The sequence below is a fragment of the Streptomyces sp. NPDC004051 genome, assembly GCF_053604275.1.
Window position 1 is genome coordinate 13,605 of record NZ_JBSGHG010000016.1, and the last position, 25,424, is coordinate 39,028.

General features: G+C 71.1%; 20 protein-coding genes and 4 pseudogenes. 10 read left to right on the forward strand and 14 right to left on the reverse strand.

The window, feature by feature from the left end; all coding sequences use genetic code 11:
* Window positions 1-3: 3 nt before the first annotated feature.
* A pseudogene (locus ACWEQO_RS18380) lies at window positions 4-715 on the forward strand (alpha-amylase); the annotation flags it as partial.
* Window positions 716-1,022: 307 nt separating this feature from the next.
* On the opposite strand, the pseudogene ACWEQO_RS18385 reads toward ACWEQO_RS18380, so the two are convergent.
* Window positions 1,023-1,334 (reverse strand): annotated as a pseudogene (locus ACWEQO_RS18385) (TetR/AcrR family transcriptional regulator); the annotation flags it as partial.
* Between the two features lie 500 nt (window positions 1,335-1,834).
* Between ACWEQO_RS18385 and ACWEQO_RS18390 the strand changes: the two are divergent.
* The 7 genes from ACWEQO_RS18390 to ACWEQO_RS18420 all read left to right on the forward strand — a co-directional run bounded on the left by ACWEQO_RS18390 (window position 1,835) and on the right by ACWEQO_RS18420 (window position 10,534).
* The gene (locus tag ACWEQO_RS18390; protein ID WP_452984246.1) at window positions 1,835-3,199 is read left to right on the forward strand and encodes an ABC transporter substrate-binding protein; all 1,365 of its coding nucleotides are present in this window, start codon (window positions 1,835-1,837) and stop codon (window positions 3,197-3,199) included.
* Between the two features lie 82 nt (window positions 3,200-3,281).
* The gene (locus tag ACWEQO_RS18395; RefSeq protein WP_452984248.1) at window positions 3,282-4,229 is read left to right on the forward strand and encodes a carbohydrate ABC transporter permease; all 948 of its coding nucleotides are present in this window, start codon (window positions 3,282-3,284) and stop codon (window positions 4,227-4,229) included.
* On the forward strand, window positions 4,226-5,137 hold the full coding sequence (locus ACWEQO_RS18400) for a carbohydrate ABC transporter permease (RefSeq protein ID WP_452984250.1): 912 nt from the start codon (window positions 4,226-4,228) through the stop codon (window positions 5,135-5,137). The genes ACWEQO_RS18395 and ACWEQO_RS18400 overlap by 4 nt, the downstream gene beginning before the upstream one ends.
* Complete coding sequence (locus ACWEQO_RS18405; RefSeq protein WP_452984252.1) at window positions 5,134-7,173, forward strand: beta-galactosidase; 2,040 nt, start codon at window positions 5,134-5,136, stop codon at window positions 7,171-7,173. The genes ACWEQO_RS18400 and ACWEQO_RS18405 overlap by 4 nt, the downstream gene beginning before the upstream one ends.
* A gap of 31 nt (window positions 7,174-7,204) precedes the next feature.
* Window positions 7,205-8,023: a DeoR/GlpR family DNA-binding transcription regulator gene (locus ACWEQO_RS18410; protein ID WP_452984254.1), complete on the forward strand. Its 819-nt coding sequence runs from the start codon at window positions 7,205-7,207 to the stop codon at window positions 8,021-8,023.
* The gene (locus tag ACWEQO_RS18415) at window positions 8,020-10,191 is read left to right on the forward strand and encodes an alpha-galactosidase (protein WP_452984256.1); all 2,172 of its coding nucleotides are present in this window, start codon (window positions 8,020-8,022) and stop codon (window positions 10,189-10,191) included. The genes ACWEQO_RS18410 and ACWEQO_RS18415 overlap by 4 nt, the downstream gene beginning before the upstream one ends.
* 112 nt (window positions 10,192-10,303) lie before the next feature.
* Entirely contained in the window at window positions 10,304-10,534 is a 231-nt protein-coding gene (locus ACWEQO_RS18420; RefSeq protein WP_452984258.1) for a hypothetical protein, read from the forward strand.
* A 42-nt stretch (window positions 10,535-10,576) separates the two neighbouring features.
* On the opposite strand, the gene ACWEQO_RS18425 is transcribed toward ACWEQO_RS18420, so the two are convergent.
* From ACWEQO_RS18425 to ACWEQO_RS18440, 4 genes and pseudogenes are all read right to left on the reverse strand, one after another.
* Complete coding sequence (locus ACWEQO_RS18425) at window positions 10,577-10,846, reverse strand: ATP-binding cassette domain-containing protein (RefSeq protein ID WP_452984260.1); 270 nt, start codon at window positions 10,844-10,846, stop codon at window positions 10,577-10,579.
* Complete coding sequence (locus tag ACWEQO_RS18430; protein ID WP_452984262.1) at window positions 10,843-11,484, reverse strand: hypothetical protein; 642 nt, start codon at window positions 11,482-11,484, stop codon at window positions 10,843-10,845. Before ACWEQO_RS18430 ends, ACWEQO_RS18425 begins: the two co-directional genes overlap by 4 nt.
* 84 nt (window positions 11,485-11,568) lie before the next feature.
* A pseudogene (locus tag ACWEQO_RS18435) lies at window positions 11,569-11,640 on the reverse strand (hypothetical protein); the annotation flags it as partial.
* Window positions 11,633-12,061, reverse strand: coding sequence for a helix-turn-helix transcriptional regulator (locus ACWEQO_RS18440; protein ID WP_452984264.1), 429 nt, complete (start codon window positions 12,059-12,061; stop codon window positions 11,633-11,635). The gene ACWEQO_RS18440 and the pseudogene ACWEQO_RS18435, both read right to left, overlap by 8 nt.
* A gap of 526 nt (window positions 12,062-12,587) precedes the next feature.
* Between ACWEQO_RS18440 and ACWEQO_RS18445 the strand changes: the two genes are divergently transcribed.
* A complete protein-coding gene (locus tag ACWEQO_RS18445; RefSeq protein ID WP_452984266.1) occupies window positions 12,588-14,414 on the forward strand; it encodes a glycoside hydrolase family 3 protein in 1,827 nt (608 codons plus the stop codon).
* A gap of 73 nt (window positions 14,415-14,487) precedes the next feature.
* Here the strand turns inward: ACWEQO_RS18445 and ACWEQO_RS18450 are convergent, their stop codons facing one another.
* From ACWEQO_RS18450 to ACWEQO_RS18490, 9 genes and pseudogenes are all read right to left on the reverse strand, one after another.
* Window positions 14,488-15,357 carry a universal stress protein gene (locus tag ACWEQO_RS18450; protein WP_452984268.1) on the reverse strand — a complete coding sequence of 290 codons (870 nt, stop codon included), beginning with the start codon at window positions 15,355-15,357 and terminating at the stop codon, window positions 14,488-14,490.
* Window positions 15,358-15,362: 5 nt separating this feature from the next.
* Complete coding sequence (gene adhP / locus ACWEQO_RS18455) at window positions 15,363-16,385, reverse strand: alcohol dehydrogenase AdhP (RefSeq protein ID WP_361454169.1); 1,023 nt, start codon at window positions 16,383-16,385, stop codon at window positions 15,363-15,365.
* Window positions 16,386-16,595: 210 nt separating this feature from the next.
* Window positions 16,596-16,943: pseudogene (locus ACWEQO_RS18460) on the reverse strand (pyruvate formate-lyase-activating protein); the annotation flags it as partial.
* 214 nt (window positions 16,944-17,157) lie between these two features.
* A complete protein-coding gene (locus tag ACWEQO_RS18465; RefSeq protein ID WP_452984271.1) occupies window positions 17,158-18,150 on the reverse strand; it encodes an amidohydrolase family protein in 993 nt (330 codons plus the stop codon).
* The gene (locus ACWEQO_RS18470) at window positions 18,147-20,213 is read right to left on the reverse strand and encodes an acetoacetate--CoA ligase (RefSeq protein ID WP_452984273.1); all 2,067 of its coding nucleotides are present in this window, start codon (window positions 20,211-20,213) and stop codon (window positions 18,147-18,149) included. The genes ACWEQO_RS18465 and ACWEQO_RS18470 overlap by 4 nt, the downstream gene beginning before the upstream one ends.
* A complete protein-coding gene (locus ACWEQO_RS18475) occupies window positions 20,210-21,148 on the reverse strand; it encodes an FAD-dependent oxidoreductase (RefSeq protein WP_452984275.1) in 939 nt (312 codons plus the stop codon). Before ACWEQO_RS18475 ends, ACWEQO_RS18470 begins: the two co-directional genes overlap by 4 nt.
* A 17-nt stretch (window positions 21,149-21,165) precedes the next feature.
* Window positions 21,166-21,966 carry a crotonase/enoyl-CoA hydratase family protein gene (locus tag ACWEQO_RS18480; RefSeq protein ID WP_452984277.1) on the reverse strand — a complete coding sequence of 267 codons (801 nt, stop codon included), beginning with the start codon at window positions 21,964-21,966 and terminating at the stop codon, window positions 21,166-21,168.
* Between the two features lie 43 nt (window positions 21,967-22,009).
* On the reverse strand, window positions 22,010-22,978 hold the full coding sequence (locus ACWEQO_RS18485) for an ABC transporter substrate-binding protein (RefSeq protein WP_452984279.1): 969 nt from the start codon (window positions 22,976-22,978) through the stop codon (window positions 22,010-22,012).
* 75 nt (window positions 22,979-23,053) lie between these two features.
* A complete protein-coding gene (locus tag ACWEQO_RS18490; protein WP_452984281.1) occupies window positions 23,054-24,706 on the reverse strand; it encodes an acyl-CoA synthetase in 1,653 nt (550 codons plus the stop codon).
* Window positions 24,707-24,886: 180 nt separating this feature from the next.
* Between ACWEQO_RS18490 and ACWEQO_RS18495 the strand changes: the two genes are divergently transcribed.
* Window positions 24,887-25,345 (forward strand): MarR family winged helix-turn-helix transcriptional regulator, encoded by a 459-nt coding sequence (locus ACWEQO_RS18495; protein ID WP_452984283.1) that lies wholly within the window; start codon window positions 24,887-24,889, stop codon window positions 25,343-25,345.
* The last annotated feature ends 79 nt before the right edge of the window (window positions 25,346-25,424 follow it).

Consider the following 25,424-nt stretch of genomic DNA (forward strand, 5'->3'; position numbering starts at 1 on the left):
CCCGCGAAGAACTCCTTCGTCTTCGGCGAGGTCGCCGCCTTCGTCAACGACAAGTGGAACAGGGGATCGGTCAACCACTCGGCGCAGTTCTCCACCCGGAAGGAACGCAAGGAGTACACGGCCCCGACAAGAGCAACGAACGCTACGCCGGCGGCACCGACGCCTGGGCCGAGAACATGTCCCTGATGTGGACCTTCCGCGGCATCCCACCCCCTCCCACGGATCGGAGATCGAGTTCCGGAAGGGCAAGAGGATCGACTGCGGCCCCACCTGCCCCCTGGTGACGACGGGGCGCGCCTACTACGGCGACCACCTGGCCGGCTCCGTCACGGCCTCCGGCTTCGGCACGGTCGCGTCCGCCGGAGGCGAGGTCGCCACCACCCTGGACCAGCCGCTGGTGAAGCACCTGCAGCGGCTGAACCGGATCCGCCGGGCCGTGCCCGCCCTCCGGACGGGCCAGTACTCCACCGAGGGCATCTCGGGCGGCATGGCCTTCAAGCGCCGGTACACCGACGGCTTCGCGCTCGTCACCGTGTCCGGCTCCGCCACGTACACGGGCATCCCCGACGGCACCTACCGGGACGCCGTCACCGGCGACACCCGCACCGTCTCCGACGGCAGGCTCACCGTCGGGGCGCCCGGAAAGGGAAACCTCCGCGTCCACGTCCTCGACGGCCCCAGGAGGATCGGCGAGGCCGGCCCCTACCTGAAGTAGGGGGCGTCCCCTCCCCTCCCCTCCCCTCCGACGGTTCACCGGGCGGAGCCGCCCCACCCACCCGGCCGGAGGAATGGACGCGTCGCCGCGGAGGTGCCCACCGCGTTCCGGCGGGCACCCCGCCCCGGCTCGTCCCTCGGCACGACGGACGCGGGCACGGCCTTGACCGCGCGTCCCGCCCGACGCGGTCCCCACCGGGCTCACGGCCCGCACCGTGAACCCGGATCGCCCCGCAGCTCGTGCCGTCGGAATTCACCACGGCCGGATCAGCCCAGGTCACCTCACCCACCCGTGCGGTGAAGGACGTTCAGTGACCGTCCTCCGGTGCGTGGACCGTGCTGCCGAGCGGAGCAAGGCAGCGGCGCACCAGGACGAGCGTACGCTCCGTGACCGTGTCGAGCGGGGCACCGCCGTCGACGGCGGCGAGGGCCGTGTGCGGCATCCCGGCGATCAGATCCGCCGTGAGCGCGGGCTCGGGAGCGCCGAGCTGCCGGACGGCCGCGCGGAACGGTTCGACCTGTTCCAGATGGAGTTCCCTCAGCCGTTCCCGGCAGGCGGGAGGCAGACCGGCCCCCATGAGGGCGGCGGCGGGCCGGTGTGCGCCTTCGGCGCCGAGGCGCCCCTGGGGGACGGGCGCACCGCCGGAGCGGCTTTCGGTCTCGGTATGCACGAGCGCATCCGCCGCACCTGACGCGGAGCGACGACTCCCGGTCGGTGCCCCGCGCGTTCAGGGACGTACCGCTCCGCCGCCCCAAAGGCCCCGTTCAGTCGGCTGAGCGGGGCCTTTGGGGCGGGTGGCACGACGAGGGCCGCCCGCCCGCCCCTCCTTGCTCCCGGAGCCCCGGGCGGGGAGTCCGGCGACCGACGCGATTCACGCATGCACATTCACTGAATCGTTCCCTGACAGCGTTCGACAATCCCGTCCGGCGATCGGCAGAGCCAATCCCCACTGGTAGAGACCACTACCCTCCACCCCCCATCACGTCGATAACGTTTTATGTTTGGTTCCGTTACCTCCCGATGGACTGTGTTGACTTTACGAGTCGCTAACGGTCAATGTGTGCGCATCCCGACCGCTCCGAGACACGTAGCAGAGCGGCACGCACCTGAGGAGACGCCATGTCACTGCGGACTCAACGTCCCGTGCTCCGCCGGGCCTTGGTAGCCCTTGCCGCTCTCCCCCTGCTCGCCACGGCGGCGTGCGGCGGCTCCGGCACCGAGGACAGCGCTTCGGGCGGTCGGAGCACGTGCGAGAAGAGCGAGGGCAAGGTCAAGCTGACGTACTGGTCCTGGATCCCCGGCGTCGAGAAGGCGGTGGCCGAGTGGAACCGCCAGAACCCGGACATCCAGGTGTCCGTCAAGTCGACCCCGAACGGCAACGCCGGCACTTACCAGAACATGTCGAACGCGCTGAAGGCGGGCAACGCTCCCGACCTCGGCCAGATCGAGTACGACTCGCTGGCGAGTTTCCGCCTCCAGGAGGGCCTCACCGACATCGCCGCGTGCGCGGGCGTCAAGGAGGCCGAGGACGACTTCGTCAAGTGGACCTGGTCGCAGGTGACCTTCGGCGCCGGCGGCGAGGACGGTGTCTGGGCGGTGCCCCAGGACACGGGACCGATGGCCCTCTTCTACCGCAAGGACCTGTTCGAGAAGCACGACATATCCGTCCCGGAGACCTGGGAGGAGTACTACCGGGCGGCCAAGAAGCTGAAGGAGGCCGACCCGAAGGCGCACATGACGCACTTCTCGCAGACCGACCCGAACTGGTTCAGCGGCCTGCTGTGGCAGAAGGGCGCGAACATGTTCGCCCAGGACGGCGATGCGTGGAAGGTCGACGTCGACAGCCCGGCCGCCGGCGAGGTGGCGGACTACTGGCAGAAGATGATCGACGAGAAGCTGGTCGCGACCGATCTGCAGGGCTTCTCCCCGGCGCTCTACAAGGCGTGGAACGACGGCGAGGTGGCGACCTGGGTCAGCGCCGCCTGGGGTTACAGCACCATCCGCGACAACGCGAAGGCGACCTCCGGGAAGTGGGGCGTCGCGCCGATGCCGCAGTGGTCCGCGGGCGACGACAAGGCCGGCAACTGGGGCGGCTCGACGACGGCGGTCCTCGGCAAGAGCGAGCACCCCTACGAGGCCGCGAAGTTCGCGCTGTGGCTGAACACCGACCCGAAGGCACTGGAGATCCTCAACAGTGAGGGCGGTCTCTACCCCGCGGCCGTCAAGGGGCTCGACCTGGAGGCCCTGCAGCAGCCGGTCGACTTCTACGGCGGCCAGAAGATCTTCGACGTCTTCGCGGACGCCTCCAGGAACGTCAGCACGGACTGGACCTTCGGCCCGACCATGACGGACACCTACCGCTTCCTGGGCGACGGCATCGCGGGAGCGCTGGGCGGCGAGGGGACGCTCGAGGAAGCGCTCGCGCAGACGGACACCAAGACGACGGAGTCCCTGGAGAAGCAGTCCCTCGAGGTCGCCGAGTAAGTGCGACGGGGACCGGCGGCACGTCGGAGCACGCCCGCCGGTCCTCTCCCCCCGTCAAAGAAGCCTGGGAAGAGACCACGACATGACCGCCCACCGGGCAGCCGCGACAGCGGCGCCGCCAGCGAAGCCCACCGCAGTCCCCACTCCGCCGCGCCGCAGACGGAACTGGGCGCCCGCCTTCTTCCTCCTGCCGTTCTTCATACCGTTCATCCTGTTCACCCTGGTTCCGGTCGGCTACGCCTTCTACCAGAGCCTGCTGAAGACCGAACGGACCGGTGGCACCTTCGGCCGCAAGACGACCGTGTTCGCCGGCTTCGAGCAGTACGAGGAAGTACTGGGCGACAGCGAGTTCCTCGCCGGCGTCGGCCGGGTGGTGCTCTTCGGCCTGGTGCAGATCCCGGTGATGCTGCTGCTGGCACTGGTGCTCGCGCTGCTGCTGGATTCCACGGTGGCCCGCCTCAAGCGCTTCTTCCGCATCGCCTACTTCGTGCCGTACGGCATCCCCGGCGTGATCGCCGCGCTCATGTGGGCCTTCCTCTACGACCCGCGGCTTTCGCCCGTCGTGGAACTGCTCGAGAGGGCCGGGTCCGCGCCGGACTTCCTCGGCTCGTCGATGATGCTCTGGTCCATCGGCAACATCGTGACCTGGACCTACACCGGGTACAACATGCTGATCATCTACGCCGCGCTGCAGGCCGTGCCGGGTGACATCTACGAGGCGGCGCGCATGGACGGGGCGAGCGAGGCGGCGATCGCCTGGCGCATCAAGATCCCCATCCTGCGCCCGGCCCTCATCCTGACCGGCGTCTTCTCGATCATCGGGACCCTGCAGCTGTTCACCGAACCGCAGGTACTGCGTTCCATATCCACCAGCGTCACCAGCACCTACACCCCGAACCTCGCGGCCTACTCGCTCGCCTCGTCGGACAACTACAGCGAGGCCGCCGCCATGTCGGTGACGCTGGCCCTGGCCACGTTCGTCCTGTCGTTCGGATTCCTCAAGTTCACGGGTCGAAAGGCTGAATCATGAGCCTCCTCACCGACACCGCCGGCGCCCACGCGCCCGCGCCGGCCTCCTCGAAGGCCCCGCGCGGCCCGCGGGAGAGCCGCCTCTCGGTGGCCGTCGCCACCGGTTTCCTGGCCGTGATCGCCCTCTACATGCTGCTTCCGGTGTTCTGGCTGGTCGTCTCGGCCACCAAGAGCCAGGGCGACCTGGTCGACTCGTTCGGCCTGTGGTTCTCCGACTTCCACCTGATCGACAACCTGCGGGCGCTGTTCGCCAAGCAGGACGGGGTCTTCCTGCCCTGGCTGCTCAACAGCCTCCTCTACGCGGGGGCAGGTGCGGCCGTCGGGACGCTGCTGTCCGCGATGGCCGGTTACGCCCTGGCCAAGTACCGTTTCCGGGGAAGGGAGTTCCTGTTCTCCGTCGTGCTCGGCGGAGTACTGGTCCCGGCCACTGCGCTCGCGCTGCCGCTGTTCCTGCTCTTCGCCGAGGTGGGCGCCACCAACACCTTCTGGGCGGTCTTCCTGCCGAGCATCGTCAGCCCGTTCGGCGTCTACCTCTCGCGCATCTTCGCGGCCGCCTCCGTGCCCGACGAGCTCCTGGAGGCCGCCCGCATCGACGGGTCCGGGGAGCTGCGGACCTTCTTCACCATGGCGCTGAGGCTGATGTCGCCCGCCATGGTGACGATCTTCCTGTTCCAGTTCGTGGTCGTCTGGAACAACTTCCTGCTGCCGCTGGTGATGCTCCAGGACGACCGCCTCTACCCGGTCACCCTGGGCCTGTTCACCTGGCAGTCCCAGGTCAGCCGCGACCCGTCGCTGCAGATCCTCAGCCTCACCGGGTCGCTCGTCTCGGTCGTCCCGATCGTCATCACCTTCCTGGTCCTCCAGCGCTACTGGAAGGCCGGTCTTGCCGCGGGAGCTGTGAAATCGTGAACAACGCCCTCGAGTACCTGTCCGACCGGCTCGGCGGCATCGCCTACGGCGGCGACTACAACCCCGAGCAGTGGCCGCGCGACGTGTGGGACGAGGACGTCCGCCTCATGCGTGAGGCCGGCGTCAACCTCGTCACCGTCGGCGTCTTCTCCTGGGCGTTCCTGGAACCCCGCCCGGGAACGTACGAGTTCGGCCTGCTCGACGAGATCATGGACCTGCTGCACGCAAACGGCATCGCCGTCGACCTGGCGACGGCCACGGCGTCCCCACCGCCGTGGTTCTCACTGCGCCACCCCGAGGCGCTGCCAGTGACCGCCGACGGCGTCCGGCTGATCCACGGCTCGCGGCAGACGTTCTGCCCGAGCAGCCCGGCGTACGCCGAGGCGGCCGGCCGCCTCACCGAACGGATCGTGGAGCGGTACCGCGACCACCCCGCGCTCGCGCTGTGGCACCTGCACAACGAGTGGGGCAACCACAACGCGCACTGCTTCTGCGACATCAGCGCCGGTGCCTTCCGGGACTGGCTCCGGCAGCGGTACGGCGATCTCGACGGTCTCAACGAGGCGTGGGGGACGGCGTTCTGGAGCCAGCGGTACGGCGACTGGGCGGAGGTCATGCCGCCGCGTGCCACCGCGGCCGTGCCGAACCCGACCCAGCGGCTCGACCACTGGCGGTTCTCCTCGGACGCGCTGCTGGCGCTGCACCGGCGCGAGGCGGAGATCGTGCGCCGGCTCTCCCCCGGTGTGCCGCTGACCACCAACCTCCTGGTCACGCTCGAGAAGAAGGTCGACGGATTCTCCCTCGCCGGGGAGTGCGACTTCGTGTCCGTGGACCAGTACCTCACGGCCGCGGACCCCGAGGCGCACATCGGGCTGTCACTCGACGCCGACCTCGCGCGCGGCATGGGCGGCGGCGCTCCGTGGCTGCTGATGGAGCACTCCACCTCCGCGGTGAACTGGCAGCCCCGCAACGTCGCGAAGACACCGGGGCAGATGCGGCGCAACAGCCTCGCGCACGTGGCGCGCGGCGCCGACGGCGTCCTGTACTTCCAGTGGCGCCAGTCGAAGGCCGGTGCCGAGAAGTGGCACTCCGCGATGCTCCCGCACGGCGGCACGGACACCAGGACCTGGCGCGAGGTCACCGCTCTCGGCCGGGACCTGGAGGCCCTGGCGGAGGTCCGCGGCAGCCGCGTGGTGTCGGACGTGGCGCTCCTGTTCGACTGGAACGCCTGGTGGGCCCTGGAGATGGACGCCACCCCCTCGCAGGACGTGCGCTACCTCGACCTGGTCCGCGCCTGGTACGAGGCGCTGTGGTCGCTGGGCGTCACCTGCGACCTGGTGCACCCCGGGAGCGATCTGAGCGGTCACCGGCTGGTCCTCGTCCCCAGCCTCTGCCTGACCAGCGACGCGGACGCCGCGGCGCTGAACGGGTTCGTCGCGGAGGGCGGACACGCGGCCGTCGGTTTCTTCAGCGGTGTGGTGGACGAGCACGACCACGTCCGCCTCGGCGGCCATCCGGGGGCGTACCGGGACATGCTCGGCATCCGGGTGGACGAGTTCTTCCCGCTCCGGGAGGCGGAGACGGTCCGGCTCTCCGACGGTTCACGGGCCACGGTCTGGACCGAGCTCGTCGAACCCCGAGGAGCCGAGACGGTCCTGTCGTTCGCGGCGGATCCGTCGTGCGGCGGCCCGGTCCCGGGGCACCCGGCGGTCACGCGTCACGGCCACGGTGACGGCGTGTCCTGGTACGTGGCGACGCGCCCGGACGCGGACGCCCTGCGCACGCTGCTGGCCCGGGTGTGCCGGGAGGCCGGGGTCACCGCCGCGGCCGAGGTCCCGGACGGGGTCGAGGCGGTCCGCAGGCGCGGACCGGACGCCGCGTACCTGTTTCTGATCAACCACTCCCCGCGCGACCTGTCCGTCCCGGCGACGGGCACCGATCTGCTGAGCGGCGCCACCGCCGACGGCGAGATCGTCGTCCGCGCGGGCGACGTCGCGGTGATCCGGGAACACGGCTCCCCGTCGGCGGGCGGGTGAGGGAGTGCTCGCCAGGCAACGGCAGGAGGACATGGCCCGGCTCCTCCGGCAGCACGGCGCGATACGGGTGAGCGCGCTGACCGAGCGGTTCGACGTGTCCCACATGACGATCCGGCGCGGCCTGGAGGCGCTCGCGCGCCGCGGCCGGCTCGACGGGGTGCACGGCGGCGCGGTCACAGGGAGGCACGGCGGCACCGCGGAACCGGCGTTCGCGGAGAAGCGGTCCCGGCAGGTCCCGGCCAAGGAGGCCGTCGCGGCCGCGGCCGCCCGGCTCGTCGCTCCGGGCTCGGCGATCGGCCTGACCGCGGGGACCACCACGTGGACGCTCGCCCGGCGCCTCCTGGACGTCCCGGACATCACGGTGGTCACCAACAGTGTGCAGGGGGCACAGGTCCTGCAGCCCCACCGGCGGCGGGGGCAGACGGTGGTGCTCACCGGTGGTGTGCGCACCTCTTCCGACGCGCCGGCGGGGCCGGTCGCGGTCACCGTGCTGAGAACGCTCCACGTCGACGTGCTGTTCATGGGGGTTCACGGCATGGACGCGCGGACCGGCATCACCACGTCGAATCCGGAGGAGGCGGAGACGAACCGGGTGATGTGCCGCTCGGCGCGACGGACCGTGGTACTGGCCGACCACACCAAGTGGAACGCGACCGGCCCGGCGAGGATCGCCCCGTTGGGGGCCGCCGACCTGCTCATCACCGACTCGGGCATCGACAGGCACTGCCGTGACGTGCTGGAACACGGCGTCGGTGAACTGACCGTGGTCGAGCCGTTCCGGACTTCACCGCGGGCGGCCTCCCCACGTCCCCCTGTTCCTCCCCGACCGATCGAAGGGGCACGCACGTGACCACCGACCGTTCTTCGCACCTGCTCCATTTCCGTTCGGGGGGCACGAGCCTGGTCCTCGACTGCTCGGGACCCCGCCTCCCGCGGGTGCTGCACTGGGGAGCCGATCTCGGAGACCTGGGAGACGACGCACCGGGCGACGGGGGCGACCTCGCCGCCCTCGCCACGGCGAGCGTCGCCGAGCTGGGCACCAGCGTTCCCGACGTCCCGGTGCCCGTGAGCGTGCTGCCCGAGCAGTCGGCAGGATGGCTGGGCACCCCGGGGCTGTCCGGCCACCGCGAGGGCGCCGACTTCTCCTGCGCCTTCACCGTGCGGGAACTGCGGTTCCCGGGCCCCCGCTCGCTGACGGTGGAGGCCACGGACGAACAGGCCGGGCTCGGTCTGCGGTGGGAGCTGGAACTGACCCCCTCCGGTCTCGTCCGCCAGCGTGCGCGCCTCACCAACCAAGGTGAGGGCCCCTACACGCTGGAGGCGCTGCAACTCGCCCTGCCGGTCCCGGCCCACGCCGCCGAAGTGCTCGACCTGACCGGTCGCCACCTGCGGGAACGGTCCCCGCAACGGCACGAGTTCACCCTCGGCACGCACCTGCGGGAGAACCGGCGCGGACGCACCGGTGTCGACGCCACCCTCCTGCACGCGGTGGGTGAGCGGGGCTTCGGCTTCCGCGGTGGTGAGGTGTGGGCCCTGCACGTCGCGTGGAGCGGCAACCACCGCACCCTCGCCGAACGGACGAACTCCGGGGTCTCACTCCTCGGCGGTGGCGAGCTGCTGCTGCCGGGCGAGATGCGACTGGGGCCCGGTGCCGCGTACACGACCCCGTGGCTGCTGGCCTCGTACGGCCGGGGTCTGGACGACATGGCGGCGCGCTTCCACACGTACCTGCGGCAGCGTCCCCACCATCCGGCCGCTCCGCGGCCCGTCACGCTCAACACTTGGGAGGCGGTCTACTTCCGGCAGGACCTCGCCACCCTCACCGCCCTGGCGGACGCGGCGGCGGAGGTCGGAGCCGAGCGGTTCGTCCTGGACGACGGGTGGTTCCGCGGGCGCCGCGACGACCGGGCCGGCCTGGGCGACTGGTACGTGGACCCCGAGATCTGGCCGGAAGGGCTGCATCCGCTCGTCGAACACGTCCGTTCCCGCGGTCTGCAGTTCGGTCTCTGGGTCGAGCCGGAGATGGTCAACCCCGACTCGGACCTGGCCCGGGCCCACCCGGAGTGGATCCTGTCCGCGGCCGGGCGCATGCCGCCGGAGGCCCGGCACCAGCAGGTGCTCGACCTGGGCCGGCCAGAGGCGTACGCGTACGTGCTCGACCGTCTGGACGCCCTGGTCGGCGAGTACGCCGTCGACTACCTCAAGTGGGACCACAACCGCGACCTCGTGGACGCGGGCAGCGGCCCGTACGGCGTGGGTGGGGTGCACGCGCAGACCACCGCGGTGTACGCGCTGATGGACGAGCTGCGCCGACGCCGTCCCGGGTTGGAGATCGAGTCCTGCTCGTCGGGCGGCGCCCGGGTGGACCTGGGCATCCTCGAGCGCAGCGACCGGGTGTGGACGAGCGACTGCATCGACGCCCTGGAACGACAGCAGATCCAGCTCTGGACGGGCCTGTTGCTGCCCCCCGAGCTGATGGGTGCGCACGTGGGCGCTCCCCGTGCGCACACCACGGGCCGCACGCACGGTCTCGACTTCCGCGCCGGTACCGCGTTCTTCGGCCACCTGGGCATCGAGTGGGACCTGACCCTGGCGACGCCCGAGGAGCGCCGTCGGCTCGCCGAGTGGATCGCGGCCCACAAGCGGCTCCGACCGCTGCTGCACGGTGGAACCGTGGTCCACGGCGACTCCCATGATCCCGCGGTGCTCGTGCACGGCGTCGTGGCTCCGGACCTGTCCCGTGCCGTGTACGCGGTGGTGCAGAAAGCCACGAGCGTGCAGATGCCGACGGGCCGCGTGCGCCTGCCCGGTCTGGCGGAGAACGCGCGCTACGCCGTGACCCCGCTGCCACCGGGGGACGCGCCCCGGGGTCCGGTCACCAGCCCGCTTCCCTGGTGGAATCCGGAGGGCGTCGAACTGCCGGGCCGCGTCCTGTCCGTGCTCGGCGTCCAGGCGCCGACCCTTCATCCGGAAAGTCTCGTGCTGATCGAGGTACGGCGGATCGCAGACCGGGCATGAGGCGCCCGTGCGGGAGCGGCGAGGGCCTGGACGCCTCGTCGCCGCTCCCGCACAGACCGCATCGGCCGACGGGCCGACCCGTCGACGAGGCACACCCTGGCCGTCCGAGCCCTTGAGCGGTTCGAGTGTCGTCCGGGGCGGGGCCGAGCTGGGCGATGGCGACGTCGACGTGCGGCTCCTGAGTGCGGTGGCGGCGTGCCCCGGCTTCGGCGAGGTCGGTGAAACCCGCCGCGTGGGAACGGGCTACCGGGTGCCGGCCGACGTCCCGTCCGCCGAGCTGCAAGGCGAAGAAGTCGCCGAGGCCCGCCACGTCACGCAGGGCGGCGGTGACGGACGCTGCTGAGGAACGGGCGTCGTACACGGTTCCTGCCCTCCCTCCGTACCGTCAGGAGGCGGCCGTACGCCGTTGCGGCGGCGTGACGGCGTACAGGTCGAGAATGCCCGACCGGGGTGCGACGCCCGGTCCACCGAGGCGTACCGCATCGGCCGGGGGGCGCAGGGCCCGGTAGAAGCACCGCAACAGGGTCGACTTACTGCTGCCGGAGGGCCCGGCGAGCCCCACCACCTGGGCGCTGCCCGTCCGCAACGAGATCCCCTCCACCACCCTCATGCCGGAGATCTCCACGGTCACCGCGTCGATGTCGACCTGCGTCACACGCCTACGAAGGTGTAGGTACGGCGGTGCATGAGCAGGACGAAGCACGGCACGCCGATCGCCGCCGTCGGTTCCGCGTGGATGTGAGTGGGGGTCCGTACCGTCGAGAACCGTCTCCACCGGGTGTACGGCAAGCTCAGCGTCGTCTCGCGGACTGGCCCTGCGGGAGCACGTCGACGCGCCGGCGGGGAGTCTTCAGCCGGTGCGGGAGTAGAGCGCGGCGAGAGCTGCAGCGGCACGGGAGATCTCCTGGACGGCCTCGGGGGGCCGAGCACCTCGACGTCCGTGCCTAACTGCAGCAGTTGGCAGACCGCGGCCGGTACCGGGTACTCCAGCTCGACCGTCAGCCATGTCTCATCGGCCGCGGTGCCGTCACAGCCGTCATCGTCCCCTCCGTCCCCTCCGTCCGCCGTGCGTACCGGCTCTCCCGTCGGCCCGCCCCGGGCCGTCGGCTCCCCACCGGACGTCAGTTCCTCCGCGTCCACCCGGCCCTCCCCGGTCGCCCTGAGGAAGTACGGACGGGTGATCCGGCGGAGCATGTCCAGGCGATGTCGGCGTACCCGGGCCCGGACGACGACCCCTCCACCGCGGGATTCGACCTCCTGGCGCAGTTCCTCCCAGACCTCGACGAGTTCCACACCGTTACGGTGGCGCACCGGCTCCGTGGTGACGGCGACACCGCGAAGCCGGTCGGCGCGGAAGAGCCGGGGGCGCCCCGCCCGGTCGGCGACGAGGTACCGCGTGTCGGCCTTGGGGACGAGGCCGTACGGATCGACGGAGTAGAAGTCACGGATCGACGGAGTAGACGTCGGCGGTGGCGCGGCCGCTGTGCCGGTAGGCGATCCGCAGCCGCCGGTCGGTGAGGACGACGTGGTGCAGTTCGTCCAGCCCGGTCCGGTCGCGCTGCTCGCCGAGCCAGCCGTCGGGGTCGATCAGCAGTCGCCGGCTCGTCAGCTCGGCGGCCGATCGGTGGGGCGCGGGCAGCGCGGCCGTCATCTTGCGCAGCGCCGAGCCCAGCGCCCGGTCCAGCCCCAGCGCGGAGTGCGCGCTCTGCCCCACGAGGACGAACAGGGCCCGCGCCTCGTCCCGGGTCAGGACCGTCATGTCCGTACGGAACCCGGGCAGCAACCGGACACCCCCGTACCGCCCGCGCTCGGCGTAGACCGGGATCCCGGCCGCCGACAGGGCCTCGACGTCCCGGTAGACGGTGCGCACCGAGACTGAAGTTCCCCCGCCGAGCTGGACAGCCTGACATCGGGACGGAAGGTCCCGGAGAAAGCAGTCCCAGGCAGTGGGCAGGAGAAGCAACACGCGCAAGCGGCACACAGCCGAGTACAACCGCACCCGTCTGCGCAAGCACCCGCCGTCCGCGATCGGAGGGCGTACAACGATCCGCATGTCCGGTCAGCTGTCCCCACGTGTTCCAGGGGCCACACCGGCTCGTTGCCGACCTTCGTGACGTGCCGCCGGGCGGGTCGCGCCCGCCGTGGGCCGACGGACCGGAGTCGAGCGGCTTCGAGACACCGCTGGGTCTCGATTTCGGGCATCTCGCAGATTTTCAGGCATCAGTCCGGCTCAGGGCGCCCACACGCATGGCGGGAGAGTCCTCATTCCGTCTGGACCCATTTTGTCTAGACCTCTTGCCCCGCCCATGATCTGCGGGCTACGTTTCCCGCTGTTCGGAGTCCTTCACGTTTCCCTCAATTCCCTTGGTGGGCAAGGCTGGAAGGAGCATGTCCGCATGCAGGACCGGAGTCTGGCCAGACGGACCGTCCTCGCCTCCGCGACCGTGGTCGCCGCGGGCGCGACGGGCGTCGTGGGCGTGACGGCCACCCCCGCGGTCGCGCACCGGCACGACGGCCGCCTCAAGAAGATCGTCTCCAGGATGAGCATCGAGGCGAAGATCGGCCAGCTGTTCGTGCCGTACTTCTACGGTGCGTCGGCGACTTCTCCCAGCCAGTTCGACCAGGACCGCAACCTCAGGGAACTCGGCGTCCGCACCGTTGCCGAGCTGATCGCCAAGTACCACGTCGGCGGTGTCATCCTTTTCTCCGGCTGGACGAACAACATCCAGGACCCCCGCCAGATCGCGGACTTGACGAACGGTGTGCAGCGGGCCTCGCTCGCCCTGCCCACCCCCGTCCCGTCCCTGATCTCCATCGACCAGGAACACGGGGTCAACGTCCGCATCGGCAGCGGCGCCACCCAGCTGCCGGGCGCGATGGCGCTCGGCGCGGGCCGCTCGCTCTCTGACGCGCGCACCGCCGGACGGATATCGGGCACCGAACTCGCCGCCCTGGGCATCCATCAGAACTTCGCCCCGGTCGCCGACGTCAACGTCAATCCGGCCAACCCCATCATCAACGTCCGCTCCTTCGGCGCCGACGCCCGCGAGGTCGGCCGCATGGTGGCGGCCCAGGTGACGGGATATCAGCAAGCCGGCGTCGTGGCCTGCGCCAAGCACTTCCCGGGCCACGGGGACACCGGGCAGGACAGCCACACCGAACTGCCCGTGATCACCCACACCCGTGAGGAGTGGGAGCGCATCGACGCCCCGCCCTTCAGAGCCGCGATCGCCGCCGGCGTCGACTCGATCATGACCGCACACCTCCAGGTCCCCGCGCTCGACCCCAGCAACGAGCCAGCCACCCTGTCGCCCACGATCCTCCAGGGCGTGCTGCGCGAGGAACTGGGCTTCGACGGCGTGATCGTCACCGACGCCCTCAACATGCGGGGCGTGCGCACCAAGTACGGCGACGACCGCGTGCCCGTCCTCGCCCTGAAGGCCGGCGCCGACCAGCTGCTGTTCCCGCCGGACATCGACGTCGCCTACCACGGCGTCCTGGCCGCCGTCCGCAGCGGAGAGATCACCGAGGAGCGGCTCGACGAGTCGGTCCTGCGCATCCTGCGGATCAAGGACAAGGTCGGCCTGCTCAGCGGCAGCCCCTACGTCTCCCCGAAGGAGGTCGACCGGGTCGTCGGCGCCCGCGGGCACCGGCTCGCCGCCGCCCGGATCGCCGAGCGCACCACCACCCTGCTGGTCAACGAGGATCAGGCGCTCCCGCTGCGCCGCGGGCAGAGGAAGCTGCTCGTGGTCGGCGCCAGTCCGGCCTTCCCGACCGACGACACCCGCACCACGGTTCCCGAACTGGCCAGGGCCTTCGAGGAACTGGGCTACCGCACCACCCACCTCGCCACCGGCCGGGCGCCCGACGCGGCGAAGCTCGACGAAGCCGTGGCCGCCGCGCGGGGACGGGACGCGGTGGTGGTCACCACCGACAACGTCGACGCCACCAGCGCCCAGCGCACCCTGGTCTCCCGGCTGCTCGCGACGGGCGTCCCCGTCGTCCACCTCGCGGTGCGCAACCCCTACGACATCGCCCACCTCGGCGGCGTCCCGGCCTCACTGGTCTCCTACTGCTGGACCGAGGTCGAACTGCGCGCCGCCGCACGGGTGATCGCCGGCCGGGTCGATCCGCGCGGCAGGCTGCCCGTGCCCATCCAGCGGGCCGACGATCCGGCCGAGGTCCTCTTCCGCTCCGGGCACGGCCTGTCGTACGCCGACTGACGTCCGCGTCCTCGCACGGCCTTCCGCCCCGGCGCCCCCTGAAGGGGAGCGCCGGGGCGGTCCGGCCCCCGCCTCACGCCTCGTCGGGTACGACCACGACCGGGCAGCCGGAGTGGTGCAGGACGGTGTGGGCGACCCGTCCGAGGCGGGTACCGAGACGGCCGGGGCGACGTCGGCCGACGACCAGGAGGCCGGCCTCCTGCGAGGCGGCGAGGAGCACCCTGCGGGCAAGGCCCTCCACGGTGCGCCGGCGCAGTTCCACGTCCGCCGGGGCGTCGAAGAGGGCGGCCTCCAGTTCCTTGGCGGCCCGTTCCTCGTACGGACGCTCGGGCTCCCCTGTGAGCAGGGGGTGGCTGATCGACTCGTGCGCGGGGCACCGCCAGGTTCGTACCGCCTCCAACGGGACGGCGCGCCGCCGCGCCTCCTCGTAGGCGAAGCGCAGCGCCGCCGTCGGCGCGTCGGCCACACCGACGACGATCCGGTCGTGACGCCCGCCGCCGGCCCGGTTGTCGTGGTTGCCTCGGATCACGACGACCGGGCAGTGGGCGTGGGTGGCCGCGGCCAGGCCGACGGAGCCCAGCAACGCGCCGGCGAGTCCGCTGCGCCCACGGGTACCGACGACCAGGGCGGAGGCGTCGCGGCTCTCGCGCACCAGGACGTACTCGGGCTCCTCGGGCACGGCCGCGGTGGTGACGGACAGGTCGGCGTGGCGGCGCCGGACGCGCCGGACGGCGGCAGCGAGGATGTCCTCGGGAGCCACCTGCCCGGAGGACTCGCCGAGTTCCGGCGCGAGCGCGGTGCCCTCGTACCGCTCCCACAGGGAGGCGAACACCACGCGCAGGGACACGTCGCGCAGGGCGGCCTCGTCGGCCGCCCAGTCGACGGCCCGCAGGCTGGAGTCGGACCCGTCGACTCCGACGACCAGGGGCGGGTTCGGGGGCATCGTTCTCAGCCTTCCGCGCCGAGGTCGAAGACGATGCGGGCCTTGACCTGACCGCGCAGGACCTCGTCGATGGATTCGTTGACGGAGGTGAGCGGGCGGGTCTCCTGGATGACCTTGGTCCGGCCGGCCGCGTGCAGTCGGAAGACCTCGGCGAGGTCCTGGCGGGTGCCGACGATGGAGCCGATCACCGAGGTGCCGTTGAGCACGGTGTCGAAGATGGGGACCTGGATGGTGCCGTGGGCGGGCAGGGCGACCATGACGAGCTTTCCGCCGCGTCGCAGGCCGGAGTTGACGGCCTCGAAGGCGGCGGGGTTCACGGCGAGGGCAAGGGCGGCATGGGCGCCTCCGTGCCGCTTCAGCTCCGCGCCGACGTCCTGGGTGCGGGCGTCGATGAGGATGTCCGCGCCCAGTTCCCGGGCGAGTTCGAGCTTGTCGTCGGTGATGTCGATGGCGGCGACGGTGGCGCCGGCGATCTTCGCGTACTGCACCGCCAGATGGCCGAGTCCACCCACGCCGGAGATGGCCACGAGCTGGGCGGGCCGGACGTCGGCGACCTTCAGGGCCTTGTACGTGGTGACGCCCGCGCAGGTCAGCGGGGCGGCGTCGACGGCGCTGACGCCCTCGGGCACCGACTGGGCGAAGTCGGCCCGGGCCAGCATCTTCTCGGCGTAGCCGCCGTCGCAGCCGTAGCCGGTGTTGACCTGGCTCTCGCAGAGCGTTTCCCAGCCGGACAGGCAGTGCTCGCACCGCCCGCACGCACTGCCGAGCCACGGCACGGCGACCCGTTGGCCGACGGCGAGGTGGGTGACGCCTTCGCCGAGTTTCTCGACGATGCCGACGCCTTCGTGGCCGGGCACGAACGGCGGGGTGGGCTTGACGGGCCAGTCGCCGTGCGCGGCGTGGATGTCGGTGTGGCACAGCCCGGACGCCTCGACGCGGACACGGACCTGCCCGGGGCCGGGCTCGGGGTCGGGGCGCTCCTCGATGACCAGGGGTTTGCCGAATTCCCGTACGACTGCTGCCTTCATGCTGTCCTCGTTTCTCTTCCGGGGTGAGCGCGTCAGTCGTGTGCGACGACGGAGAGGAGGGTGGCGTCGCGGGAGCCGCGGATCCCTGCGGTGATCGTGCGAGCCATGGTGGCCTCCTGTATCGGGGGTCTGACTTCAGCCTCTCGTCCGGCACGTTCCCGGGGCAGGGGCCGCTGGTCCCCGGCGGGGACCGACCGGCCCCGTGCACATTCAGTGGGCAGGCAGACCGCGTTCCCGGAACTGCCCGCGGACCCGGTCCACCAGCGCCGCGTCGGGGGCCGGCGTGTCCCGCAGGCGGAAGGGAACGCCCGACGCGTCGTACTGGTGGGCGCCGAGCTTGTGGAACGGCAGGACGTCGACCCGCTCGGCACTGCCGAGGCCCGCGAGGAAGTCGGCCGGTCCGTCGATCGCCTCGGGGGCGTCGGTCCGGCCGGGCACCAGCACGTACCTGATCCACAGGTGTTGGCCCAGCCGGTCGAGACGGGTGGCGAAGTCGAGGGTGGGGGCGAGTTCACCGCAGGCCAGCTTCCGGTACGTCGTGGTGTCGAAGGACTTGACGCCGTCCGCATTGGTCCGCGGCAAGACCCACACCCAAGCCCTCCTCCGCCTCGCCCGCCACCGCATCAGCGTCCTGTTCGCCATGCTTCGCGACGGCACCTTCTACGAACCCAGAACCCCACGCCTCGCTTGACGAAAGACATAGAGGCCCCCCGGCCCTGCGGCGTCGGGCCGGGGGGCCGCTCGCGCGACTCGATCGTGGTGGCGGTCGTCATCAGGACACCACCTGGTTGACGATGTCGAGCTTCTGTTCGGTCGGCTTCTCCTCAGCGGCCGGCGTGGCCGGCGTCTCGATGCTGTCCTCGTTGCTGCCCGCCCGGTCCAGGCCGAGGACGCGAATGGCGTTCTCCCGCAGGATGAGCGGCTCGGCCTCCGGCTTGACGTCGAGCGTCTCGAAGTCCGCCAGCCACCGCTCCGGCGTGATGAGGGGGTAGTCGGTGCCGAACAGCGTTTTGTGGCGCAGCATCCCGGAGGCGGCCCGGACGAGCTCCGTGGGGAAGTACTTCGGCGACCAGCCCGACAGCTCGAGATAGATGTTGGCCTTGTGCGTGGCCATCGAGATCGCCTCGGCCTGCCACGGCACCGACGGGTGCGCGAGGATCACCGTCAGTCCGGGGAAGTCGGCGGCGACGTCGTCGAGCAGGAGCGGGTTGGAGTAGCGCAGCTTGATGCCCCGACCGCCGGGCAGGCCGGCACCGATGCCGTTCTGGCCCGTGTGGAACAGGGCTGGGACGCCGAGCTCCTCGAGGGCCTGCCACAGCGGGTAGTGGGCCGAGTCGTCCGGGCTGAAGCCCTGCAGGCTCGGGTGGAACTTGAAGCCGGCGACACCGTGCTCCTCGACGAGGCGACGCGCCTGCGTGACGGCGTCGGCGCCCCGGCACGGGTCGACCGAGCCGAAGGGGATCAGGACGTCGGCGTGCCTGGCGGCCTCCGCCGCGATCCACTCGCTCGAGATCGGCGGGTGCCCCAGGGCCGTGCCCGCGTCGACGGTGAAGACGACGGCGGCCATGCCGAGGCCTCGGTAGGTCTCCGCGATCTGGTCGATTGTCGGGGTCCGGCCGTGGTCGCCCTTGAAGTAGGCGGTGGAGGCGTTGATCAGCTCCTCGTCCATGGAGAGGTGGCCGTGGTCGTCGACCTCGATGTGGACGTGCAGGTCGATGGCGCGGAGGGCGGGCAGGTCGAGGCCCGCGCCGGTGAAGCGGGTCATGGAGTGTTCCTTGCTGCTGCGAGGTCGACGAAGGCATCGAGGGAGTGTGGGTCGGCAAGCGCGTCGCGGGAGGCGACCTCGTCGATCGGGTGGCCCTGCAGGATCCGCTTGACGGGCAGCTCGAGCTTCTTGCCGGTGCGGTTGCGTGGCACGGCCGCCACCTCGGTGATCGTGTCGGGCACGTGCCGCGGCGAGAGCTGGTGTCGCAGCGCGCCGACGATCCTCGCGCGCAGCTGCGCGTCGAGCTGCCGCCCGGGCTCGGTCTGGACGAACAGCACGAGGTCGCCGTTGCCGCCGGCCTGCTCGAGGTGGACGACGAGCGAGTCCTGGACGCCGGGGAGCTCCTCGACGACGCGGTAGAACTCGGCGGTGCCGAGGCGCACTCCGCCACGGTTCAGCGTCGCGTCCGACCGGCCGGCGACGTGGCAGTGCCCCTCGGGCGAGAAGACGATCCAGTCGCCGTGCCGCCACACGCCGGGGTAGCGGTCGAAGTAGGCCGCCCGCAGGCGGGATCCGTCGGCGTCGCCCCAGAAGCCGATCGGCATCGAGGGCATCGGCGCGGTGATGACGAGCTCGCCGAGCTCGCCGACGACCTCGTGGCCGGCCCCGTCGAAGGCGCGGGCCGCGACGCCGAGCGCGGCACCGGAGATCTCGCCGGCCCACACCGGCAGGAGTGGGTCGCCCTGGACGATGCCCGAGCACACGTCGGTGCCACCCGAGCCGATGTTGAGCACGACCCCGGGCAGCTGGTCGTAGATCCACGCATAGCCCTCGGGTGGCAGTGGGGCCCCCGCCGAGGCGAACTGCCGGATCCGGAGGCGGTGGTCGCGTGCCGGGCGCAGGCCGGCCTTGCGGCTCGCCATGATGAAGCCCGGCGCGGCACCCATGACGGTCGCGCCGGTCTCCTCGGCGAGCCGCCACTGCCGGTCGAGGTCGGGGTGCACCGGGTTGCCGTCGATGCACACGATCGACGAGCCGACGAGCAGGCCGCTGACGAGCGCGTTCCACATCATCCACGCAGTCGTCGAGTACCAGAGGAAGGTGTCGCCCGGGCCGAGATCCCACGACAGGGCATGGCACTTGAGGTGCTCGAGGAGGATGCCACCATGTCCGTGGACGATGGCCTTGGGCAGCCCCGTCGTCCCCGAGGAGAAGAGGACGACGAGCGGGTGGTCGAAGGGAACCTGCTCGAAGGTGAGCGGCTCGGGCTCGACTGCAGCGAGGGCCTCCGGCCATGACCGCATGCCGCTCACGTCGCCTTGGGCGCCAGTGCTCCCGTGGGTGCCCGTCGCGCGGTAGCTGCCGTACTCGACGTCGAAGACGACCGTCAGGGTGGGCAGGCCCGCGACGAGTTCCGCCACGTCGGCGCTCTTGTCGACGGGCTTGTCGCCGTAGGTGTAGCCGCCCGCGACGAGGAGGACGGTCGGCTCGATCTGGCCGAACCGGTCGATGACGGACCGGGCGCCGAACTCGGTCGCGCACGAGGCCCAGGTCGCGCCCAGCGAGGCCGTGGCGAGGAAGGCGGCGACCGTCTCGGGCAGGTTGGGCAGGTGAGCGACGACGCGGGAGCCGGGGCCGACGCCCTGCCGGCGCAGCACCGTGCGGGCCCGGGCGACCTGGTCGCGCAGCTCACCGAGCGTCAGGGTAGCCGGCTCCCGGGTCTGGGAGTACGCGTGGATCGCGACCCGGTCGTCGTCGGTGTGCCGGAAGACCTGTTCGGCGTAGTTGAGCCGAGCGCCGGGGAACCACTCGGCACCCGGCATCCGGGCCGAGGCGAGCACCCGCTCCGGCGGGACGGATGCGAGCACGTCGAAGTGGTCCCAGATGCTGCCCCAGAAGCCCTCGAGATCGGTGACCGACCACTCCCACAGCTGTCGGCGGTCGAAGCGCAGGCCCCGCTCGCGGGCGAGCCAGTCGAGGTAGTGGGCGAGGCGCGAGGAGGTGAGCTGCTCCTCGCCGGGGGTGAAGAGCAGGTCGCCGTGCGCGAGGCCGTGCTCGGTCGCCGGTTCGGTCGTCTGCTCGGTGGGCTGCTCCGCCGTCTGTTCAGTGCTCTGTTCGATCATGGCAGGCCCGCCTCCTCCTTGGCCCGGATCAGGCCTCTCAGCGCCGCATCGCGCCGCGCGCGCAGCCCGTTCTCGTCCTGCCCGGTCGTGTCCATCTCCTCGGTCATGCCCGCCACGATCGCCGCACAGAGGTCGGGGGTCAGGCTCGGGTCTCCGAGGTCCTTCCACCACTCGGCGGTCGGTGGCCCGAGGTGCTCGAGGATGTGCGCGATGCCGCCCGCACCACCGGACAGGTGCTGAGTGGCGAACGGTCCGAGCAGCGCCCAGCGCAGCCCCGGCCCCCAGGCGATCGCGGTGTCGATGTCGGCGACGCTGACGACTCCGCGGCCGACGAGGTCGTACGCCTCTCGCCACAGCGCCGCCTGGAGCCGGTTCACGACGTGGCCCGGCAGCTCGGTCCGCAGCGTGATGCACTTCTTGCCGACCCCGGTGAAGAACGCGTCGGCCGCGCGGAGTGCGCTCTGCGCCGTGGTCGGCGCCCCGACAAGCTCGACGAGCGGCACGAGGTGTGGCGGGTTGAACGGGTGCGCGACGAGGACGCGCTCGGGGTGGCGGCCGGCCGCTCCTGCGAACGAGCTGGGCGGCAGGCCCGAGCTGGAGCTCGTCAGGAGCACGTCCGCCCCGGTCAGCGAGTCGAGCCGGCCGAAGAGGTCGCGCTTGACATCGAGTACCTCGGGACCGGCCTCGATGACGAGGTCGGCAGCCGGCGCATAGGTCTCGGCCTCGGTCGTCGTCGTGAGGTGGTCGAGCGTGTCGGCCGGGCCGTCGCCCTCCTCGATGAAGGCCGCCGCCAGGGTGCGCGCCCGCTCGAGCGCCGGCCGGTCCGGGTCGACGAGGACGACGTCGAGGCCGTGCCGCAGCAGGTGGGCGGCCCAGCTCGTCCCGATGGCGCCTGCACCGACGACGAGGACGGTCCGAACGTCGCGGCATGCCACCGGGCTCGCTCCCGCGGTCACGCCCGGGCCCCCGCCGTGTCACGGTCGAGGAAGGCGCGCATCCGCGACTTCGCCTCATCGCTGCCGGAGGCGATGCCGGCCATGAGCGACTCGATGAGGTAGCCCTCGTGCGGGTTCGCCTCCGCGGTGCGCGGCAGCACGTGGAGGATCCCGTAGTTCGTGATCGGGCTGTTGGCCGCGGCGCGATGGGCCAGCTCCAGTGCGGTCGGCAGGCCGTTCCCGTCCTCGACGACGTACTGGGACAGGCCGATCTGCTCCCCCTCGACGGCGTCGTAGCGGCGGCCCGTGAGCATCATGTCCGTCATCCGCGCAGCTCCGATGAGCCGGGGCAGTCGCACCGACGCGCCACCTCCGACGAACAGCCCGCGCTGCCCCTCCGGCAGCGCGTAGAACGTCGAAGGTTCGGCCACCCGCACGTGGGTCGCGGACGCCAGCTCGAGGCCACCGCCGATCACCGCACCCTTGAGTACGCTGAAGATCGGGACGGGCGAGGCGATGAGCGCATCGAGTGCCCCGTGCCACATCCGCGAGTGCAGTACTCCCTCGAACACGTTCGACTCGTCCATCGTGTTGAGGTCGAGTCCGGCACAGAAGTGCCGGCCCTCGGCGGCGAGGACGACCGCGCGCACCCCCTCGGGCACGGCGCGGAAGTAGGCGCCGAGTCCGAGGACCGTTTCGTCGTCAAGGGCGTTGCGCTTGTCCGGGCGGGCGAGCTCGAGGATGTCGACCGGGCCGTCGCTCCGGCGTCGCACGGTCTGTGGCAGCGCCGACGGCTGCGTCGTGGCCGGTTCGGTCATTGTCACTCCTGGATGTCGTGGCAGGTTCCGTCGGCTGCACCGCTCAGGGCTTCGGAACGGACTGCAGCAGGCCGACGACGTCGGCGTCCTTGGTGATGACGCCGTACTCCTTCATCAGGCCACCCATCGCGGCCAGCTCGTCCTTGCGCACGGGGCCGCCCACGTCCTCGAGGACGACCGCCTTCGACAGGGCAGGGTCGATCTTGAGGGCCGACGCCGCCTTGGCGCGGACCTCGTCCGGGTGCGCCTGCGCGTAGTCCATGGTCGCGTTGATCGCCTTGGCCATGGCCGAGACGAGCTCCGGCTTCGACTTCACGAGCGTGCCGCTCGCGAAGTAGACCATCGTCGGGTGGCCCTTGACCGAGGCGACGCCCGGGTAGGTCACCACGGGGTTGTCGGCCTTGCGGATGATCGTCATGAACGGCTCGGGAGTCCACACCGCGTCGACCTGGCCGCTCTTGAGAGCCGCCTCCATGTTCGGGTACGGCAGCTCGACGAACGAGACGGCCTTCGGGTCGCCCCCGTCCTTCTTCACCGCGTCCATGATGAGCAGGTCGCCCATGGACTTCAGGGTGTTGACGGCGACCTTCTTGCCCACGAGGTCCTTGGCGGTCTTGATACCGCTGTCCGGCCTCGTGAGGACGGCGTGGACACCCTTGTCGGTGTCGTAGGTGTAGGACGAGACGACGCGGACGTCGAGACCCTTGTCCCGCGCCTGGAGCAGGGAGATCGGGTTGCCCGTGGCGAACTGCATCTGCCCGGACATGACCGCGGGCACGAGCGCCGCACCACCCTGGCCGGTCTCGAGCTTGACGTCCAGTCTCTCCTTGGCGAAGAAGCCCTTGTCCATGCCCAGCATGATCGCCGCGGTGGGCAGGATCGGCAGGGTGCCGACGGTCACCTCGGTCGTCCCGCCGCCACCGGCGGTCCCCTTGGCCGGCTCCGAGGAGCCACAGGCACTCATGGCGAGGGCGCTCGCGAGCACCAGCGCCGTGAAGGTCACCTTCTTCATGTGTATGTCTCCTTGGCTTGCCGGCACTCGTACGCACGGCTATGGGTGTCGCTGCCGCACGGCTTCGGGCAGCGTTCAGGGACGGGCCGGCCCTGGCCCCTGTCGGTTGTCGGCGGCGAACTGCTCCCGCAGGCGGAACTTCTGGATCTTGCCGGTCACATTGCGGGGGATCGCCGCGACGATCACGACCTCGCGGGGGAGCTTGTAGCCGGCGAGGCGCTCGCGCAACTGCTCGCGCAACTCCGCCCCGTCGAGCTCGACGCCGGCCGCGGGCTCGACGTAGGCCACCCCGGATTCGCCCCAACGGCTGTCCGGCACGCCGATGACGGCACAGTCACGGACGCCCTCGAGCTGGAGCAGGCTGTTCTCCACCTCTGCGGGATAGACGTTCTCCCCGCCCGAGATGTACATGTCCTTGACCCGGTCCTTGACGAAGAGGTAGCCCTCCTCGTCGCTGATCCCGACGTCGCCGCTGTGGTACCAACCGCCGGCGAGGGCCTCCGCGGTCGCCTCGGGAAGGTTCCAGTAGCCGGTCATGACGTTCGGCCCGGCGATGAGGATCTCGCCGGCCTTGCCGGGAGGCGCCGGTCCGTCGAACCCGACGACGACGCTGTCGGTGAAGAAGTGGGGCCGGCCGACCGAGCCGGACTTGTGCACGTTGTCGCGCGGCTCGAGCATCCTCGTCCCGGGGGCCGTCTCGGTCATGCCGAAGCCCTGCATCAGCGGGATCCCCTTGGCCGTCCACGTCGCGATCGTCCGGTCCGGCAGGGGCGACCCACCGACCATGAGGGCCCGTAACGAGGACAGGTCCGCCTCGGCGAAGCGGGGCTGCTGACTGATGGCGTCGAGCATGGCCGGGACGAAGAACGCCGAGGTGACCTGCCGCTCCTCGAGCGTGCGCAGCACCGTCGGGGCATCGAAGCCACGCTGGATGAGGAGCCGCCCGCCGAGCGTGAAGGTCGGCAGCGTCATCATGTTGAGCCCGGCGATGTGGAAGAGCGGGGCGCAGACGAGGTGGTGCTCGTCCTGCCGGAGGTCCTGGCCGATGAGCGCGTTGACGTTCTGGTAGAAGAGCGCCCGGTGCGAGAGCATCGCGCCCTTCGGGCGGCCGGTCGTCCCTGACGTGTACATGATAAGCGCTGTGGCCTCGAGCGGCACCGCTGCGGATTCCCATAAGGGGGACCCGGTGGCGAGGAAGTCCTCGTAGGCGGGTCCATCCGCCCCGGTGGCAGGCTCGTCGACGTGGATCCAGCTCTCGACGGCGCCGGCAGCACGGATCAGATGGCCCCCGACGTTGGCTACCTGCGCCTCGCCATAGACGCACAGCCGCGCGCCGCTGTCCGCGAGGATGTAGGCCACCTCCGGCCCGGACAGGCGTGGGTTGACGAGAACCGCTGCCGCGCCGACCATGCCGCACGCGAAGAACACCTCGAGGAGGGCCGGATGGTTGAACCCGATGTAGGCGACCCGGTCCTCCGGCTCGATGCCTGCGGCGCGAAGGGCGTTGGCAAGGCGGTTGGTCCGCGCGTGGACCTCGAGGTAGGTGCGCTCCGCACCCTCGAACTCCCACGCGACGGCATCCGGGCGGACCCGAGCTCGCCGAGCCGGCCACGAGCCGATACCGAGGTTGTCGATGCGGCTGGCCGCGAGGTCGAAGGGCGTGGGCGACGGCGGGGTCACCGGATCGGCGGCAGCGGCGGCAGCGGCGGCAGCGGCGGCGCTTCCCATCTTCGGTCCTCCTCAACACGCTGGGATGGTGTCCGACCGGGCGAGAAGCATGACAACAGGTATCGTTCAAAAAATCAACGGTTTGCTCATGGTGTGATTACTGTGTCCGCGTCCCGAACACTCTGCGAGGAGGCCACCGTGCCAAGAACCGCCGTGCGCAGCTCCACGGGAGCGCCACCGATGCCTTCCGATCGCGCGTCAGACAGCGGATCAGAATCCGAGTCGGCGCTCGACTCCAACCTCGTCTTCCTCCTCATCCGCGCCGGCGCCCTCGGCGCCGCGAACGACACCCGGGTCCTCGCACAGCACGGTCTCAAGGTGCGCCAGTACGCGGTCCTGACGACCGCCTGCACGCGGCCGCGGACCCAGAAGGAGCTGTCCGACTTCCTCATGCTCAACCCGAGCCAGATCGTGACGCTCGTCGACACCTTGGAGGACCTCGGGCTCGTCGAGCGAGAGGCCGCGGTCGGCGACCGCCGCGCCAAGCTCGTCGTCGCGACAACACGCGGCCGGAAGCTCTTCGACGTGGTCCGGGTCGACGTCGGCGACGCCCACGACCGCCTGCTGGGCCACCTGTCACCCGCCCAACGCGAGGAGTTCCTGACGGTGCTGCGCAGGCTGGCCCTCCCGGACAGCTGACTCCCTTCACCTCCGAGTCGCGCCTCCGCGGCGCGCCACATCCCGCTGCGGCAGTCCGGATCGGCGTCGATCACGCCCT